The sequence below is a fragment of the Lachnoclostridium sp. Marseille-P6806 genome (assembly GCF_964238185.1).
In the GTDB taxonomy this organism is placed as follows: Bacteria; Bacillota; Clostridia; order Lachnospirales; family Lachnospiraceae; genus Brotaphodocola.
Window position 1 is genome coordinate 91078 of the sequence record NZ_CAXSLG010000008.1, and the last position, 13495, is coordinate 104572.

Genomic DNA, 13495 nt, shown 5'->3' on the forward strand with positions numbered 1-13495 from the left:
TATGATTGACTATTCAAAGATTGTTTCAGAGCTTGAAAAAGAGCTTTCCGAGGTAATGTACAGGTATTCCGGTCAGGGATTTGAACCGTTATATTACGAGAGAGAAATCGGCCAGGCGATTGCGGCAGTCAATAGATGCGCAGACAGTCTCAAGGGAATACAGCAGAGGCACAGAAAGGAACTGCACGCAGATCCTTATAAAGTGCAGCAGCTTTGCAAAATGCTTTCTCGCGAAACCGACAAGGCAGAGGAGCATTACGGCGCACGGCTTCACCATGAGGCAAGCGGCGCAAAGGTTCTTACGATAGATGCAGGAGGTTTACGGGCACTCATTACGTACTATGCAACACACAGGACAGACCTCGAAGACGGAGAGGAGGAAATGTGATGACATTGGGAAGAGCAGCCGCTGGAGTAGTCGCAACCGGCGGCGGAACATACAATATAGGATTCAACGAAGATGACGAGACGCAGTTTGATGCTTACGACCTGGCCGAACTGCTGGATCTGTGGATTGAATTTTGCGCAGAAAATAATTTCAATACATCAAGTGTTGATTATGTAGAAAAGGTGATGGGGGTAATGGAGTTACTTTCCAGAACCATAGCTAAAGAATATCAGAGAGCGGCCAGTGTGCTTGCAGATGAAGGACTTCAGGATATAGGCCAGAGAAGAACATTAAGAATTGAACTTCAGAAAAGGTGCGGGCTGACCGAATTGGAGGCAGTCAATGTCATAAACGGACATCATGTGCAGGACTATATCGCAAAATATGAGAGGAGACAGGAATAGGATGAAAGAGAATATAAAGATTAAGACTATGGAAGGATGGACAAAAGCGGCGGACGAGAGCGAGAATCCGATGAATTTCAGTTGGGATGATTATGCAAAACCTGGCGATTTGGTGGATGAAGGAGTTTACGAAAACTTCATGAATGTTCTTCCTCCGAGAAGTTTGCAATTTGGCTATCTCCAGGTGGGAGAACCATATAGCAGTAAATTAAATCAAAAAACCGGAAAATGTGAAATGACATACCTGACATTTAGTCGGGTCGAAAAGGAAATTTATCGGTATTGCGGGCATTGCTTTGCGGGACAGACAGACCACATTGAATAGGAGGATAAACGATGAATAGACAGAGAAGAAAGAGACTTACTGAGGCGTTTGAAAAGGTAGCTGAAGCAATAGGAATCCTGGAAGAAGTAAAGAGTGAAGAGGAAGAGAGCTATGATAACCTTCCGGATAACTTCAGAGACGGAGACAGGGGTGAGTAGATGCAGAACTACATTGAGATGTTAGATGAGGCATACGGGTACTTGGATGATGCCAATTCTGTAATCGAACAGATTTAAGGGAGGAAGTTGTGAAAAAAACGGCGAGAGTGATTGTAACGCTTAAATGCAATCGGAATTGTCTGGGGTACTGCAATACGAATCTTCCAGAATACCGGGAAGTACATACAGATGAAGAATTGCTGGATTACGAGGAAATTGTAATTACCGGCGGCGAGCCGATGTTGATTCCGGGCAAGGTACTGGAGTTTATCAATCGAATGTGGGACAAAGGGTACAGAGGAAAGATGTACTTGCATACCTCTTATTGGAATAGCAAGGGGATCAGTAAAGAAATCTTGAAGGAGCTGGACGGATTCACATTTACGATTCATGCGGAATGTACGGATGAGGATATTATAGCGCTAAAGAATCTGTCAAACAGCGGCGTGCTTCAGAATAAAGGATATAGTAGCCGCCTGGTTATTGACAAAAGAGTGTATGAAAGATATGACCTGTCGAATATCAATTTCTCCAGATGGAGCGTTATCCGAAAGCTGGAGTGGAAAGAGAAGTGTGATCCAGCAGATAATGAGGAACTGATAATATATGAGTTGTAAATCGGCTCAAATAAGGCTGATTTTTCTTTAGCCTATAAACTTACCGATCGGTAATACGAATTGCAACCAGAGGGCAATCAGAAAGCCCTATGGCATAAAAAACAAATACACAAGGAGGAAAATGCGATGAATGTTATTTGCAACAGAAACTGCGTGGATGCAGCTGGAGGAAAATGCGTAAGAAAGGAATTGGAAATCGGCAAAACCGGGCTTTGTCAAAATTTTGTAGAGTTCAGAGAATTTTACAGAGAGGACAATGTGGTTGTGATGGACAAGAATGGTCTGCCTTCAATCATGGTTAAGTTTACAAGAAAACCGGATGTAAAGCCTATTCATCCAATGTTTATTATCGGTGGAGAGGTTTATGATGAAATTTTCATCTCAAAGTATAAGAATTGCATCATCAATGGGCTGGCGTATAGCTTGCCAATGCAGAATCCAGCAACGAATGTAACACTGGAAGAGGCGGAAAAGGCTTGCTTTGACAAAGGAGAAGGCTGGCATCTAATGACTGCGATGGAGCATGGTTTCCTGGCTAATTATAGCTTGGAAAATGGTACGCTGCCACATGGAAATACAAATTACGGAAAGTATCATGGCAATCCGGAGGAGAGATGCGAGACTTATGACGGCTCTTATATGTTGACTGGAACGGGACCGGATACATGGACACACGATCATACAGCTTTTGGAGTAGAGGGATTGTGCGGCGACATTTACGAATGGGTTAGAGGCATGAGACTGATGGATGGGAAGTTGGAGATTGCCAACAACAATGATGCTGCTATGCCGATTGATTTGTCTGAAAATAGTTCTTTGTGGCTTCCGGTAGAAGTTGGAGAAGAAAGTGTGTATCTGGTGGCGGAAGATGGGAAAATCCGTTTTACTACCGAAGAACCGGAAGATACAGATCATGATCGCTGCCACTGGAAAGATGTTAAGTTTGATTTTAACCTTCCGGAAGTGATGAAAAATCTTGGGTTGTTTGTCGGGGAACCAGAAGCATATATCTATGCAGACATGAACGGAGAGTGTTTCCCGATTCGTGGTGGCAGCTGGTACGGCGGTGCGCTTGCTGGGGTGTTCTACTTGAGCTTGTACTACCCTCGTTCTCATTTCAGCGGCAGCCTCGGCTTCCGCTCCGCTTATTACCGTAAACGGAAAACTGAATAACTGTAAACTGGTGGGCGGCTGGTAAGCCGCCCTTTATAGGAGGTCTTATGAAGAGTATAGATTTAGATAGGCTGCACGATTATCTGTACAGAATAGGTGGATGCGACGCAGATGACAATTGGAGTAAAGGATGGGATGAAGCGGTTGATACAATAATGAAACAGGTTGAGGAATGGAGTGAAGAGCCAGCTATGATTGTAAAATTTCAGAGAGCTATTTTGGGAGGAAACAAAGTTTTGGTATATGACAAGGGAAAAAATATTTGTCAGGAGATTCCGTTGACGAAGGACATCCGGAAATTGTTTGGAAGCAGATACAAAATGTACCGTAAATGTACATTAGATAAAAGCGGTTTCCTTCATATCGGAAGGGAAGTAAAAGCATGTTTTTAGAGGAGGATAAGACAGTATGGGAAACATTGCAAAGAAAATGGCACAGGACAGTAAGAACATTCTCAGGAGAGAAGATTATAGACGAGTAAAAAAGATGGATCGCAGTCAATTTGAGGAATTTTGTAAGAATCTGTATATGGAGGGGTATAAGGACGGCAGGGATTCGGTTCCCGGAATAGACATTAAACAGGTGGAACAGGCAATCTCTGAGACGAAAGGAATAGGGGAAAACCGGCTGCGTTCCATTATGAATAGTATAGAGAAGAAGTTCGGAGAAACTGAGAAGTAAAGAACATGGAGGAGAACGGGTACAATGAAAAAAGTCGAAAGATACAAATGCGATTATTGTAATAAGACTGCAGCTCGGCCGGAAACCATTCTTAGGCACGAAGCAGTGTGTTTGAAAAACCCAGTTGGAAAAAATTGTTATATGTGTGAGATGGCGTACTTGGGAGACTATGAATTATTCCATGATTACAATGGAACATATAGCACGGTAAAGGATCAGTGCATGTGCGTTTATACTGACGATATAGTAAGCACGGTTTTGGGCGGAGGAGATGGAAATGTGGCTCAAAAGTGCTTTATGTTTCGAAGAGCGGATGAAGGATACTGGTATAGAAAACGTGAGGAAGCTGAAGAAAATTATGAAAAGTATCGAGAGGAGTAGGTATGGAAGGAACAAGAAAATTACGATATAGTATTGAAGGAGAGTTTATTACACAGCTTGCAAGAGAGTGGATGTTTTGCGAAGGGAGAGAATTTGAAACCGTCATGGATTTGCTGCTGAGCTGCATGGGCGGAACTGAAATGTCCGAAAAGGAACTGCGGCGGCGTGCAGAAGATGTTCTTATCGGAAGAGCTGAATTTTCAGGAAACACAGCAAAGGAGACTTTTTGCATGACAACCTATGATGCAAATGAACAGCCGGATATTCCGGAACAATTTAATATTTTCTGCCGATATTCAGAAGAAATCCGAAAAAGGAAAGAAGCTGAAAAAGAAAAGGAAATGTATATGGAATGGTACGAGGTTGCAATGGAGTATGTTCCGGAGAGCTTAAAGAATGAGGTTAGAAGAGAAACCGGACAGCCGATAGACAGCCGATATGGTTCAGATTTGTTGGATGGGTTTATGGGGCGTATGCTGGACGAAGAGAAACATTCGACAGAGGACTATGGATGGTTGGCTCCGGATGGAACATTCTATGAAGTAGAGTGGGGAAATCATCAGGAGTGGGCAAATAACTATTTGAAAGAGCATCTGTCAGAGGAAGAACAGAAAGCTGCACTAATAGAAATCAATGTGTCCGGCATGACGAAAAGTGGAACGGATATTATGGGGGCAGCTGACTACCTAGTGAGGAGAGGCTGGGTTCTACTGCATAACCCCTCTCAAGGCATCGCTATTCCCACAAAAAATCCATTGAAACGATACACGAAAGCTCAGAAGGAATTTCTCTACGATTATTATATGGAGCGAGGAAAAGAGAAAGAGGCGAATGCTGTATACGAAGAAGAATATTAAAAATGGTTATGGGAGAAAGGAGAATATACCTAGAGGGCTGGCGGAAATACGTCAGCCCTTTTGGAATAAAAGGAGAATTATATTTTCGGTAAGTTCAGAGTGAAAGGTTGCTAATAGGGGCAAAATGTAATATATTGTATCTGTAAAATTGTATTTAATTGTTAAGGAAAAGGAGGTGCAGTGATGGAAAGGATTATTGACGTTGCTCAATATATATACGACGAATATAAGCGTCAATCAGGAGAAGTGATTGATGAAATGAAACTGCATAAGCTGCTTTACCTTGCGCAGAGAGAATGCCTTGCGATCACGAACGAACCATTGTTTCCAGAAGTGTTTGAAGGGTGGAAGTACGGACCAGTATCAAAAGAAGTACGTGCTTTGTATACAAAAGACGGCATGTACTACGAGGAAAAGCGTCCACTTTCAGCGGAGGGAACATACATCGTTAAAAATGTAATTCTTCAATATGGGGGATTAGAATCGTGGAAGTTGAGTGAAATTTCTCACAGAGAACTTTCGTGGAGAAATGCAAGAAAGAATTTGGCAGATGAAGAGAACGGGAACAGACCGTTACTGCTCGATGATATAAGAAAAGATGCAGAAAAAGTCAGACCTTATGATGCGATGTATGATATGTATTATGATGAATTTGAAGATGCGGAGGTGGCTCAGTGATAGGAAAGGCATATTGGGCCATCTTTAAATATTTTGACAGTTCATCACATAAGATGGCTTTTAAAAAGCGGCCTGTGCTTATTATTGGGAAAGCAGATGAAAGCGATTATGTAGTGCTTCCAATATCACGGGTGACACGGAAAGAGCATATAGATCCGCACTATGATTTTGAAATGAAGGTAGGAGAGTATCCAGCGCTATCCTTAAAAGCAACATCGTACATCCGTACTCATAAGCAGTCCATAGCGAATGTAGGAGAACTTGCAGATTGTATTGCAGATTTTCGAGACGAATACCCAGATGCCTATATAGAAGTAATGGGCTTAGTGGAAGAATTTCAGAGTAATTTGATTAGAGATGCTTTTTAGCAAATAAGAGAGTCGCCTGCTTAGGTGGCTCTTTTTTGATTGACACTAGTGTACAGTGAGATAAGATGAAGATGAAATTATATTTTTGGTAAGTTTGAAGAAGGGGTATTGACGATTGCCCGTACAAGGAATATAATGATTGTACGGGCGAAGATAAAGGAGGTGTTTTTAGTGCCCATTAAGAAAGGGACAAAGCTAACTGATAATCCCAAAAATGTTCGCTTGGAAATTCGTATGACACAGGAGCAGAATAACCTGCTAATTGAGTGCGCAGAAAGATTAAAGATTTCCAAAACGGATGTTTTGATGAGAGGAGTCCAGCTTGTCAAAGATGAAATAGAAAAATAGCATCTGCGCCCCGACCAAAGTTTGCAGATGCTATCACTGAACCACTCCGCTAAGGGAATGATAAATACACTATATCATTCCTTTTGCGGAAAATCAAGAAAGGAGTTCTGATAAGTATGCAAAAGAATGATATCAAGCTGTTCAAGAATGAAGAACTGGGTCTGAAAGTAAGAGCCGTGATGAATCCAGATGGAAGTATTTCTGTAAATGCAGAAGATACAGCAATCGGGTTTGGATGGTGCAGAGAAAAAAATGGAAAAAGCTATGTCATGTGGGATAGATTTCATGGCTTCTGCAATGAATTAGGCTTTCCACACAAGTGTGGAAAGGACGATTATATACCAGAAAGCTTATATTATTTGCTTGGAATGAAAGCAAATAATGAAAGAGCGCAAAAATATCAACGTTGGCTTGCTATGGAGGTCCTGCCAAGTCTACGCAGAACCGGCACATACAGAATGACCAGTACGCCAGAGCCGCAGGATACCATCAGCGCCCGTGAACTGGCGGCGATTTTGAAGCGGAAGCAGTGCAAGGTGTGTTACCGAATAGACGCATTGCTCCAACAGCATCCGGAGTATCAAAGCGAGTTTATTCCGGGAACATTCCGAAACGTCCAGGGGCGAGAGTTCCGCACATACGACTTGACGGAGAAAGGACTGGACATTTTCGTGAAGCTGCTCAGTGCAGATGGGAACCGGAATAGCCTGAATACGGTTAAGGGGATACAGCGGATCAAAGAGCTGTATCCAGTGGCACTTCAAGGAAGTGTCGCAGCAGAAATACCAGAGGTTTCTTTATGCCCATGTTCTGGCCTAAAAGAATTGCAGAAAGCAGAGGCTGCCTTGGATCTTTTTGAGCAATGTTACCTTGGACGTGATTTTGCAGAATTTGATGAAGAGGATAGAGAAAGATTTGATGCAGCTTTGTGTTTGCTCCATGATCATGTGAAAGCGGCAATGCTGGAAGCAAAGGGGGCGAAATGAGTATGATCGAGAAATGCCTCTTGAGCAGCGAGGAACGAAAGAAGTATTGCCTGTGCGAGACGTGCTTGTTCGTAAAACAGTGTTTAGAAGATATAGATAAGCAAATGAGTGAAAATGATTCTGCGGAAAAGATTACCAAGAAATCAAAAAAACAGGGTAGATAGTATCTGTTTTTTTGGAAAATTAGACTTTAGGAAAGTGTTGTAAAGCGACAAGTTTATTTTTTCAGCACACCCGTAATCATAGGGGATGCGATGTTTATACGATGACAATAACAGATTTGCAGGAATAAGAGATATTGATTGAAAGGGGAAAATCCGTATTATATTTCGGGTATTCCCCTTTTTATCTTTTTCTGTTTTTCGGAACATCTGGTGCGGATTGACAAAATCAAAAGAATATACGAAAATAGCAGTATACCATACTGGGGAACATGAAAGCTCCCTGGATTTTCGGGAAAGAGCAGAGGAAAGGACAGAATATGGAACCAATTCGTTTGAATAAATATTTAAGTGAACAGGGGGTTTGTTCTCGCCGGGAGGCAGATCGCCTCATTGAGGCAGGAAAGGTGACCATTGACGGACGGAAGGCCGGAATGGGAGAAAAAGTAACCGGACAGGAAAAGATTGTATGTGATGGAAAACCGGTTGGGCAGGGAGCCGGGGAAAAAAAGGTGAAGCCGGTTTTGCTGGCGGTGAATAAGCCGAGAGGAGTGGTCTGTACTACTTCTGACAAGGATCGGGCCATGAATGTGGTAGAGCTGATTCATTATCCTGTCAGAGTATATCCGGTAGGACGTTTGGATAAGGATTCGGAAGGACTGCTTTTGATGACCAATCAGGGAGATCTGGCGAATGAGATTATGCATGCGGGAAATTTTCATGAGAAGGAATATATCGTAACCGTGGATCAACCCTTCAATTCTGCATTTATTAAAAAAATGCAGGAGGGAGTAGAGCTGAAGGAGCTGGAGGTAACAACAAGACCCTGTAAGGTGAAGGCACTTGGAAAGAAAACTTTTCAGATTACACTGACTCAGGGACTGAACCGGCAGATCCGCCGGATGTGTGAGGCCCTGGGCTATCATGTAGTGACCTTAAAGCGAGTGCGTATTATGAATATTCATCTGGGCAGACTGAATACGGGGGATTACCGGAGAGTGACTCCCCAGGAGCTGGAGGAGCTGCAGTGGCAGCTGGAACAGGCCAGAATGGAACGGGAAGAGGAGGAGTCATAATTTATGGAACAGAATCAGGACAGAAGGCTTTCCCGGATGAAGGAGCTGATTGGAATTTTGTCAGAAGCGGCTAAGACCTATTACCAGGAAAGCCGGGAAATTATGAGCAATTTCCAGTACGACAGGATGTATGATGAGCTGCTTGAACTGGAAAAGGAAACAGGAGTGGTGATGGCAGGAAGCCCAACACAGAAGGTAGGCTATGAGGTATTAAGCGAGCTTCCCAAGGAGGAGCATGAGGCTCCAATGCTGTCTTTGGATAAAACAAAGGATGTTGGAGCACTTCAGGAGTGGCTGGGCAGCCAGAAAGGAATTTTGTCCTGGAAGCTGGACGGTTTGACCATTGTGCTGACCTATGAGGGAGGAGAACTTGTCAAGGCCGTTACCAGAGGAAATGGGGAAATTGGGGAGGTAATTACGGGAAATGCCCGTGTGTTTGCCAATGTTCCTTTGCGGATTTCCTATCAGGGAACCTTGATCATACGGGGAGAGGCAGTAATCAAATATTCGGATTTTGCCCGGATAAATGAAGAGATCGAGGATGTGGATGCCCGGTATAAGAATCCCAGAAATCTGTGCAGTGGGTCTGTGCGCCAGCTGAATAATCAGATTACAGCACAGAGAAATGTTCATTTTGAGGCATTTATGCTGGTGCGGGCTGACGGCGTGGATTTTGGAAATTCCCGGAAGCGGCAGTTTCAGTGGCTGGAGAGTCAGGGCTTTGATGTTGTAGAGTACCAGGAGGTGGATACGGAGAGCCTTCCAGAGGCGGTTTCTGTATTTGCAGAAAAAATCCAGACCTATGACATTCCCTCAGACGGATTGGTGCTTCTGATGGATGATATTGCTTATGGGGATTCCCTTGGACGGACGGCAAAATTTCCCCGCAATTCCATTGCATTTAAATGGGCTGATGAAATCAGAGAAACCCATTTAAAGGAAATTGAGTGGAGCGCTTCCCGCACAGGTCTTATTAATCCCGTGGCGATTTTTGAACCAGTGGAGCTGGAGGGAACCACAGTCAGCAGGGCCAGTGTTCACAATATCAGTATTATGGAGGCTCTGGAGCTGGGAGAGGGAGATGTGATTACGGTTTACAAGGCCAATATGATTATCCCTCAAATTGCAGAAAACCTGACGCGCAGCGGTACCATTTCGATTCCCGGCCACTGTCCTGTCTGCGGCGGAGAAACGCAGGTTCGTCAGGTTAAGGATGTGAAGGCCCTTTACTGCACGAATCCGGACTGTCAGGCAAAAAAGGTAAAGAGCTTTGCCCTTCTGGTCAGCAGGGATGCCTTAAATATTGACGGACTTTCCGAGGCAACCTTAGAGAGGTTTATCGCGGCAGGCTTTATTCACACCTACGCGGATATTTTTCATCTGGATCGCCATCAGGAAGCCATTGTTTCCATGGAGGGCTTTGGACAGAAGTCCTATGACAACCTGACGGCAGCTGTGAAAAAGGCTTCGGACACTACTCTTCCAAGGGTGATTTACGGACTGGGAATCACCGGAATCGGTCTTGCAAATGCAAAAATGCTGTGCCGGGAATTCCATTATGATTTTGCAGCCATGCGGTCTGCAGACAGGGAGGCCCTGACGGCAGTGGACGGAATTGGCGAGGTTTTAGCCGATGCGTGGATTTCCTATTTCCAGAATGAGAAAAACAATCAGCTGGTGGACAGCCTTCTGGCGGAGCTGACCATAGAGCAGGAGTCAGGAAACCAGGGGGAAGCAGTTTTAGAAGGAAAGGTGTTTGTTATCACAGGAACGGTAGAGCATTTTGCCAATCGAAAGGCGCTACAGGAGGAGATTGAGCGCCTGGGAGGAAAGGCTACCGGAACGGTGACATCAAAAACCTCGTATCTGATTAACAATGATGTAACGTCCAATTCTTCAAAAAATAAGAAGGCAAGAGAACTGGGAATTCCCGTCATTTCAGAAGAGGATTTCCTGAATATGATTGGAGGAACAGAAAATGCCAATTAAAGTACAAAACGAACTGCCGGCCAGAGCCATTCTTGAGTCAGAAAATATTTTCGTCATGGATGAAAAAAGAGCGCTGAGTCAGGATATCCGTCCGCTTCAGCTGGTGATTCTGAATTTAATGCCCTTAAAGGAGGAAACAGAGCTGCAGATTTTAAGGGCTTTGTCCAATACGCCTCTGCAGGTGGACTGTACCTTTTTGATGCTTTCTACCTATGTATCCAAGAATACGTCAGCCAGCCATATTAATAAATTTTATGTGAATTTTGAGGATATTCGAAAGCATAAATACGACGGCATGATTATTACAGGCGCGCCGGTGGAGAACATGGAATTTGAAGACGTGGATTACTGGGAGGAGCTAAAGTCTATTATGGACTGGAGCACTACCCACGTTCATTCCACCCTTCATATCTGTTGGGGAGCTCAGGCCGGACTGTATTTCCATTATGGAATTCCCAAATATCCCAGGGAGAAGAAGCTGAATGGGGTATATAGCCATAAGGTGCTTCACCATAAGGTTCCGCTGGTGAGAGGGCTGGATGATTATGTCATGTGCCCTCACTCTCGTTATACGGAGGTACGCAGTGAGGATATCCGGAAACATGAGGATCTGAATATTCTGGCAGAATCAGAGGAGGCAGGGGTGCTTCTTGTGGTGAATGAGGACGGAAGCAGAATTTTTATTCAGGGACATCCGGAGTATGATCGAATGACACTGAACAATGAATTTCACCGGGATCAGGTGAGAGGGCTGAATCCGGAGCTGCCCTGTCACTATTATCCAGACGATAATCCGGAAAACCGGCCGGTTCTGACCTGGAGAAATCTTTCCAACACAGTTTATGCCAACTGGCTGAACTATTATGTATATCAGACAACACCTTATATTCTTACAGAAGAGGAATGAAAGGAGGATTCCTGGTGCGCGATTTAAATGTCAGATATCTGGAACGTCTTTCGGATCTGTATCCTACGATTGCGGAAGCATCGACAGAGGTGATTAACCTGGAGGCTATTTTAAATCTTCCTAAAGGAACAGAGCATTTTCTGACAGATATTCACGGAGAATACGAAGCCTTTTCTCATGTAATGAAAAATGGCTCCGGATCGGTTCGACGCAAGGTTAATGATATTTTCGGAAATACGCTGTGCATGGAGGATAAGCAGGAGCTGGCAACGCTCATTTATTATCCCAGAGAGAAAATGAATCAGATTCTGGGAAAGGTTTCTGATCGGGAGGACTGGTATCGGATTACCATGTACCGTCTAGTCGAGGTCTGTAAGCAGTCTGCCAGCAAATATACCCGGTCCAAGGTGAGAAAGGCTCTGCCTTCGGAATTTGCCTATGTAATTGAAGAACTGATTACGGAGAAGGTCAATGTGCCGGACAAGGAATCCTACTACAATGCCATTATTCAGACCATTATCCGGGTGGGGCGGGTGGAGGAATGTATCATTGCTCTCTGCCGTCTGATTCAGCGGCTGGTTGTGGATCATTTGCATATTCTGGGGGATATTTATGATCGGGGACCAGGACCGCATTTGATTATGGATGAGCTGATGGTTCATCATTCGGTGGATATTCAGTGGGGAAACCATGATATTCTGTGGATGGGGGCGGCAGCAGGGCAGAGAGGGTGCATTGCCAATGTGATCCGGATCTGTGCCCGTTATGGAAATCTTGACATTCTGGAGGACGGCTATGGAATTAACCTCCTTCCTCTGGCAACCTTTGCAGTGAATACTTACCGGGAGGATCCCTGCACCTGTTTTAAGCTGAGAGGCGGCGGGATTTACAATGCCAAGGAGATGGAGGCAGATCTGAAAATGCATAAGGCCATTTCTATCATTCAGTTTAAGGTGGAGGGACAGATTATTAAGGCGCATCCGGAAATGGGGCTGGAGGATCGCAATCTTCTTCATCGGATTGACTATGAAAAAGGAACTATTTTCCTGGATGGAAAAGAGTATACGCTTCTGGATACGAATTTTCCCACCATTGATCCGGCAGATCCCTATACTCTGACTGCGGAAGAGGCGGACATTATGGAACGGCTGGAACGAGCTTTCTTAAATTGTGAGAGGCTTCAGCGGCATATGCGGTTTCTGTTGTCCAGGGGAAGCCTGTATAAGGTATACAATGGCAATCTGCTGTATCATGGCTGTGTTCCCTTAAATGAGGACGGAACATTAAAAACAGTAACGGTCTGTGGAGGCCGATACCAGGGAAAGCAGCTTTATGAGGTGCTGGATGGGTATATTCGAAAGGGCTTTGTGGCAGTGGATCCGGCAGAACGGGAAAATGGAAGAGATCTGATGTGGTATATCTGGCTTCACCGGGATTCTCCTCTGTTTGGAAAAGATAAGATGGCTACCTTTGAGCGGTATTTTCTTGCAGAAAAGGAAACCCATCAGGAAAAGAAAAATCCTTACTATCGTTTTCTGGAGGATGAAGAGGTGGTGAACCGGATTCTGGAGAAATTCGGATTGTCGCCGGAAACAGGACATATTATCAACGGCCATGTACCTGTAAAATCAAAAAACGGTGAGAATCCTGTCAAGTGTGGCGGAAAAGTACTGGTAATTGACGGCGGATTTTCCAAAGCTTATCAGAAAGAAACAGGGATTGCCGGATATACGCTGATTTACAATTCCTATGGTCTGATTCTGGCAGCTCACGATCCCTTTGAATCTACAGAAGCAGCGATTGAAAAGGGAAGCGATATCCATTCAGAAACTATTGTGGTGAAGCGGGTGGAGAAAAGAAAGTTGGTAGGCGACACTGATGTAGGAATGATTCTCAAGGAAAACATTGCGGATCTGGAGAAGCTTTTGGAAGCCTATCGGACAGGCGCTCTGGCAGAGCGGATTCGGAAAAAATAACAAATGGAAAAGAGGACAAGAT

General features: G+C 44.2%; 18 protein-coding genes. All 18 read left to right on the plus strand.

Annotated features, from left to right (window positions below):
* Position 1 precedes the first annotated feature (1 nt).
* The 18 genes from ACESON_RS11540 (at position 2) to ACESON_RS11625 (ending at position 13473) form a co-directional block, all read left to right on the plus strand.
* Entirely contained in the window at positions 2–388 is a 387-nt protein-coding gene (locus ACESON_RS11540) for a hypothetical protein (protein WP_373109981.1), read from the plus strand.
* Entirely contained in the window at positions 388–792 is a 405-nt protein-coding gene (locus ACESON_RS11545) for a hypothetical protein (RefSeq protein ID WP_373109982.1), read from the plus strand. The genes ACESON_RS11540 and ACESON_RS11545 overlap by 1 nt, the downstream gene beginning before the upstream one ends.
* 1 nt (position 793) lies before the next feature.
* Positions 794–1117: a hypothetical protein gene (locus tag ACESON_RS11550; protein WP_373109983.1), complete on the plus strand. Its 324-nt coding sequence runs from the start codon at positions 794–796 to the stop codon at positions 1115–1117.
* 11 nt (positions 1118–1128) lie between these two features.
* The gene (locus tag ACESON_RS11555; protein ID WP_373109985.1) at positions 1129–1275 is read left to right on the plus strand and encodes a hypothetical protein; all 147 of its coding nucleotides are present in this window, start codon (positions 1129–1131) and stop codon (positions 1273–1275) included.
* 89 nt (positions 1276–1364) lie between these two features.
* Entirely contained in the window at positions 1365–1892 is a 528-nt protein-coding gene (locus ACESON_RS11560; RefSeq protein ID WP_373109987.1) for a hypothetical protein, read from the plus strand.
* 126 nt (positions 1893–2018) lie between these two features.
* Complete coding sequence (locus ACESON_RS11565) at positions 2019–3065, plus strand: hypothetical protein (protein WP_373109988.1); 1047 nt, start codon at positions 2019–2021, stop codon at positions 3063–3065.
* Between the two features lie 47 nt (positions 3066–3112).
* Positions 3113–3457, plus strand: coding sequence for a hypothetical protein (locus ACESON_RS11570; protein WP_373109989.1), 345 nt, complete (start codon positions 3113–3115; stop codon positions 3455–3457).
* A gap of 16 nt (positions 3458–3473) precedes the next feature.
* Positions 3474–3746 (plus strand): glutathione peroxidase, encoded by a 273-nt coding sequence (locus ACESON_RS11575; RefSeq protein WP_373109991.1) that lies wholly within the window; start codon positions 3474–3476, stop codon positions 3744–3746.
* A gap of 24 nt (positions 3747–3770) precedes the next feature.
* Positions 3771–4127: a hypothetical protein gene (locus ACESON_RS11580; RefSeq protein ID WP_373109994.1), complete on the plus strand. Its 357-nt coding sequence runs from the start codon at positions 3771–3773 to the stop codon at positions 4125–4127.
* 2 nt (positions 4128–4129) lie between these two features.
* The gene (locus ACESON_RS11585) at positions 4130–4984 is read left to right on the plus strand and encodes a hypothetical protein (RefSeq protein WP_373109995.1); all 855 of its coding nucleotides are present in this window, start codon (positions 4130–4132) and stop codon (positions 4982–4984) included.
* A 183-nt stretch (positions 4985–5167) separates the two neighbouring features.
* A complete protein-coding gene (locus ACESON_RS11590; RefSeq protein WP_373109998.1) occupies positions 5168–5662 on the plus strand; it encodes a Panacea domain-containing protein in 495 nt (164 codons plus the stop codon).
* The gene (locus tag ACESON_RS11595; protein ID WP_373110000.1) at positions 5659–6030 is read left to right on the plus strand and encodes a hypothetical protein; all 372 of its coding nucleotides are present in this window, start codon (positions 5659–5661) and stop codon (positions 6028–6030) included. Before ACESON_RS11590 ends, ACESON_RS11595 begins: the two co-directional genes overlap by 4 nt.
* A gap of 171 nt (positions 6031–6201) precedes the next feature.
* Positions 6202–6378 carry a hypothetical protein gene (locus ACESON_RS11600; protein ID WP_373110002.1) on the plus strand — a complete coding sequence of 59 codons (177 nt, stop codon included), beginning with the start codon at positions 6202–6204 and terminating at the stop codon, positions 6376–6378.
* A gap of 116 nt (positions 6379–6494) precedes the next feature.
* Positions 6495–7364 carry a hypothetical protein gene (locus ACESON_RS11605; RefSeq protein WP_373110003.1) on the plus strand — a complete coding sequence of 290 codons (870 nt, stop codon included), beginning with the start codon at positions 6495–6497 and terminating at the stop codon, positions 7362–7364.
* Between the two features lie 481 nt (positions 7365–7845).
* Positions 7846–8601 carry a pseudouridine synthase gene (locus ACESON_RS11610; RefSeq protein ID WP_373110005.1) on the plus strand — a complete coding sequence of 252 codons (756 nt, stop codon included), beginning with the start codon at positions 7846–7848 and terminating at the stop codon, positions 8599–8601.
* Positions 8602–8604: 3 nt separating this feature from the next.
* The gene (ligA, locus tag ACESON_RS11615) at positions 8605–10590 is read left to right on the plus strand and encodes an NAD-dependent DNA ligase LigA (protein ID WP_373110007.1); all 1986 of its coding nucleotides are present in this window, start codon (positions 8605–8607) and stop codon (positions 10588–10590) included.
* The gene (gene metA / locus ACESON_RS11620; RefSeq protein ID WP_177959361.1) at positions 10580–11497 is read left to right on the plus strand and encodes a homoserine O-succinyltransferase; all 918 of its coding nucleotides are present in this window, start codon (positions 10580–10582) and stop codon (positions 11495–11497) included. The genes ligA and metA overlap by 11 nt, the downstream gene beginning before the upstream one ends.
* A gap of 14 nt (positions 11498–11511) precedes the next feature.
* Complete coding sequence (locus ACESON_RS11625; protein WP_373110009.1) at positions 11512–13473, plus strand: fructose-1,6-bisphosphatase; 1962 nt, start codon at positions 11512–11514, stop codon at positions 13471–13473.
* The last annotated feature ends 22 nt before the right edge of the window (positions 13474–13495 follow it).

Coding starts and splice junctions, on each gene's coding strand:
- ACESON_RS11575 (WP_373109991.1), top strand. CDS start 3,474: ATGGGAAACATTGCAAAGAAAATGGCACAGGACAGTAAGAACATTCTC.
- ACESON_RS11605 (WP_373110003.1), top strand. CDS start 6,495: ATGCAAAAGAATGATATCAAGCTGTTCAAGAATGAAGAACTGGGTCTG.
- ACESON_RS11590 (WP_373109998.1), top strand. CDS start 5,168: ATGGAAAGGATTATTGACGTTGCTCAATATATATACGACGAATATAAG.
- ACESON_RS11570 (WP_373109989.1), top strand. CDS start 3,113: ATGAAGAGTATAGATTTAGATAGGCTGCACGATTATCTGTACAGAATA.
- ACESON_RS11540 (WP_373109981.1), top strand. CDS start 2: ATGATTGACTATTCAAAGATTGTTTCAGAGCTTGAAAAAGAGCTTTCC.
- ACESON_RS11585 (WP_373109995.1), top strand. CDS start 4,130: ATGGAAGGAACAAGAAAATTACGATATAGTATTGAAGGAGAGTTTATT.
- ACESON_RS11580 (WP_373109994.1), top strand. CDS start 3,771: ATGAAAAAAGTCGAAAGATACAAATGCGATTATTGTAATAAGACTGCA.
- ACESON_RS11555 (WP_373109985.1), top strand. CDS start 1,129: ATGAATAGACAGAGAAGAAAGAGACTTACTGAGGCGTTTGAAAAGGTA.
- ligA (WP_373110007.1), top strand. CDS start 8,605: ATGGAACAGAATCAGGACAGAAGGCTTTCCCGGATGAAGGAGCTGATT.
- metA (WP_177959361.1), top strand. CDS start 10,580: ATGCCAATTAAAGTACAAAACGAACTGCCGGCCAGAGCCATTCTTGAG.
- ACESON_RS11610 (WP_373110005.1), top strand. CDS start 7,846: ATGGAACCAATTCGTTTGAATAAATATTTAAGTGAACAGGGGGTTTGT.
- ACESON_RS11545 (WP_373109982.1), top strand. CDS start 388: ATGACATTGGGAAGAGCAGCCGCTGGAGTAGTCGCAACCGGCGGCGGA.
- ACESON_RS11550 (WP_373109983.1), top strand. CDS start 794: ATGAAAGAGAATATAAAGATTAAGACTATGGAAGGATGGACAAAAGCG.
- ACESON_RS11565 (WP_373109988.1), top strand. CDS start 2,019: ATGAATGTTATTTGCAACAGAAACTGCGTGGATGCAGCTGGAGGAAAA.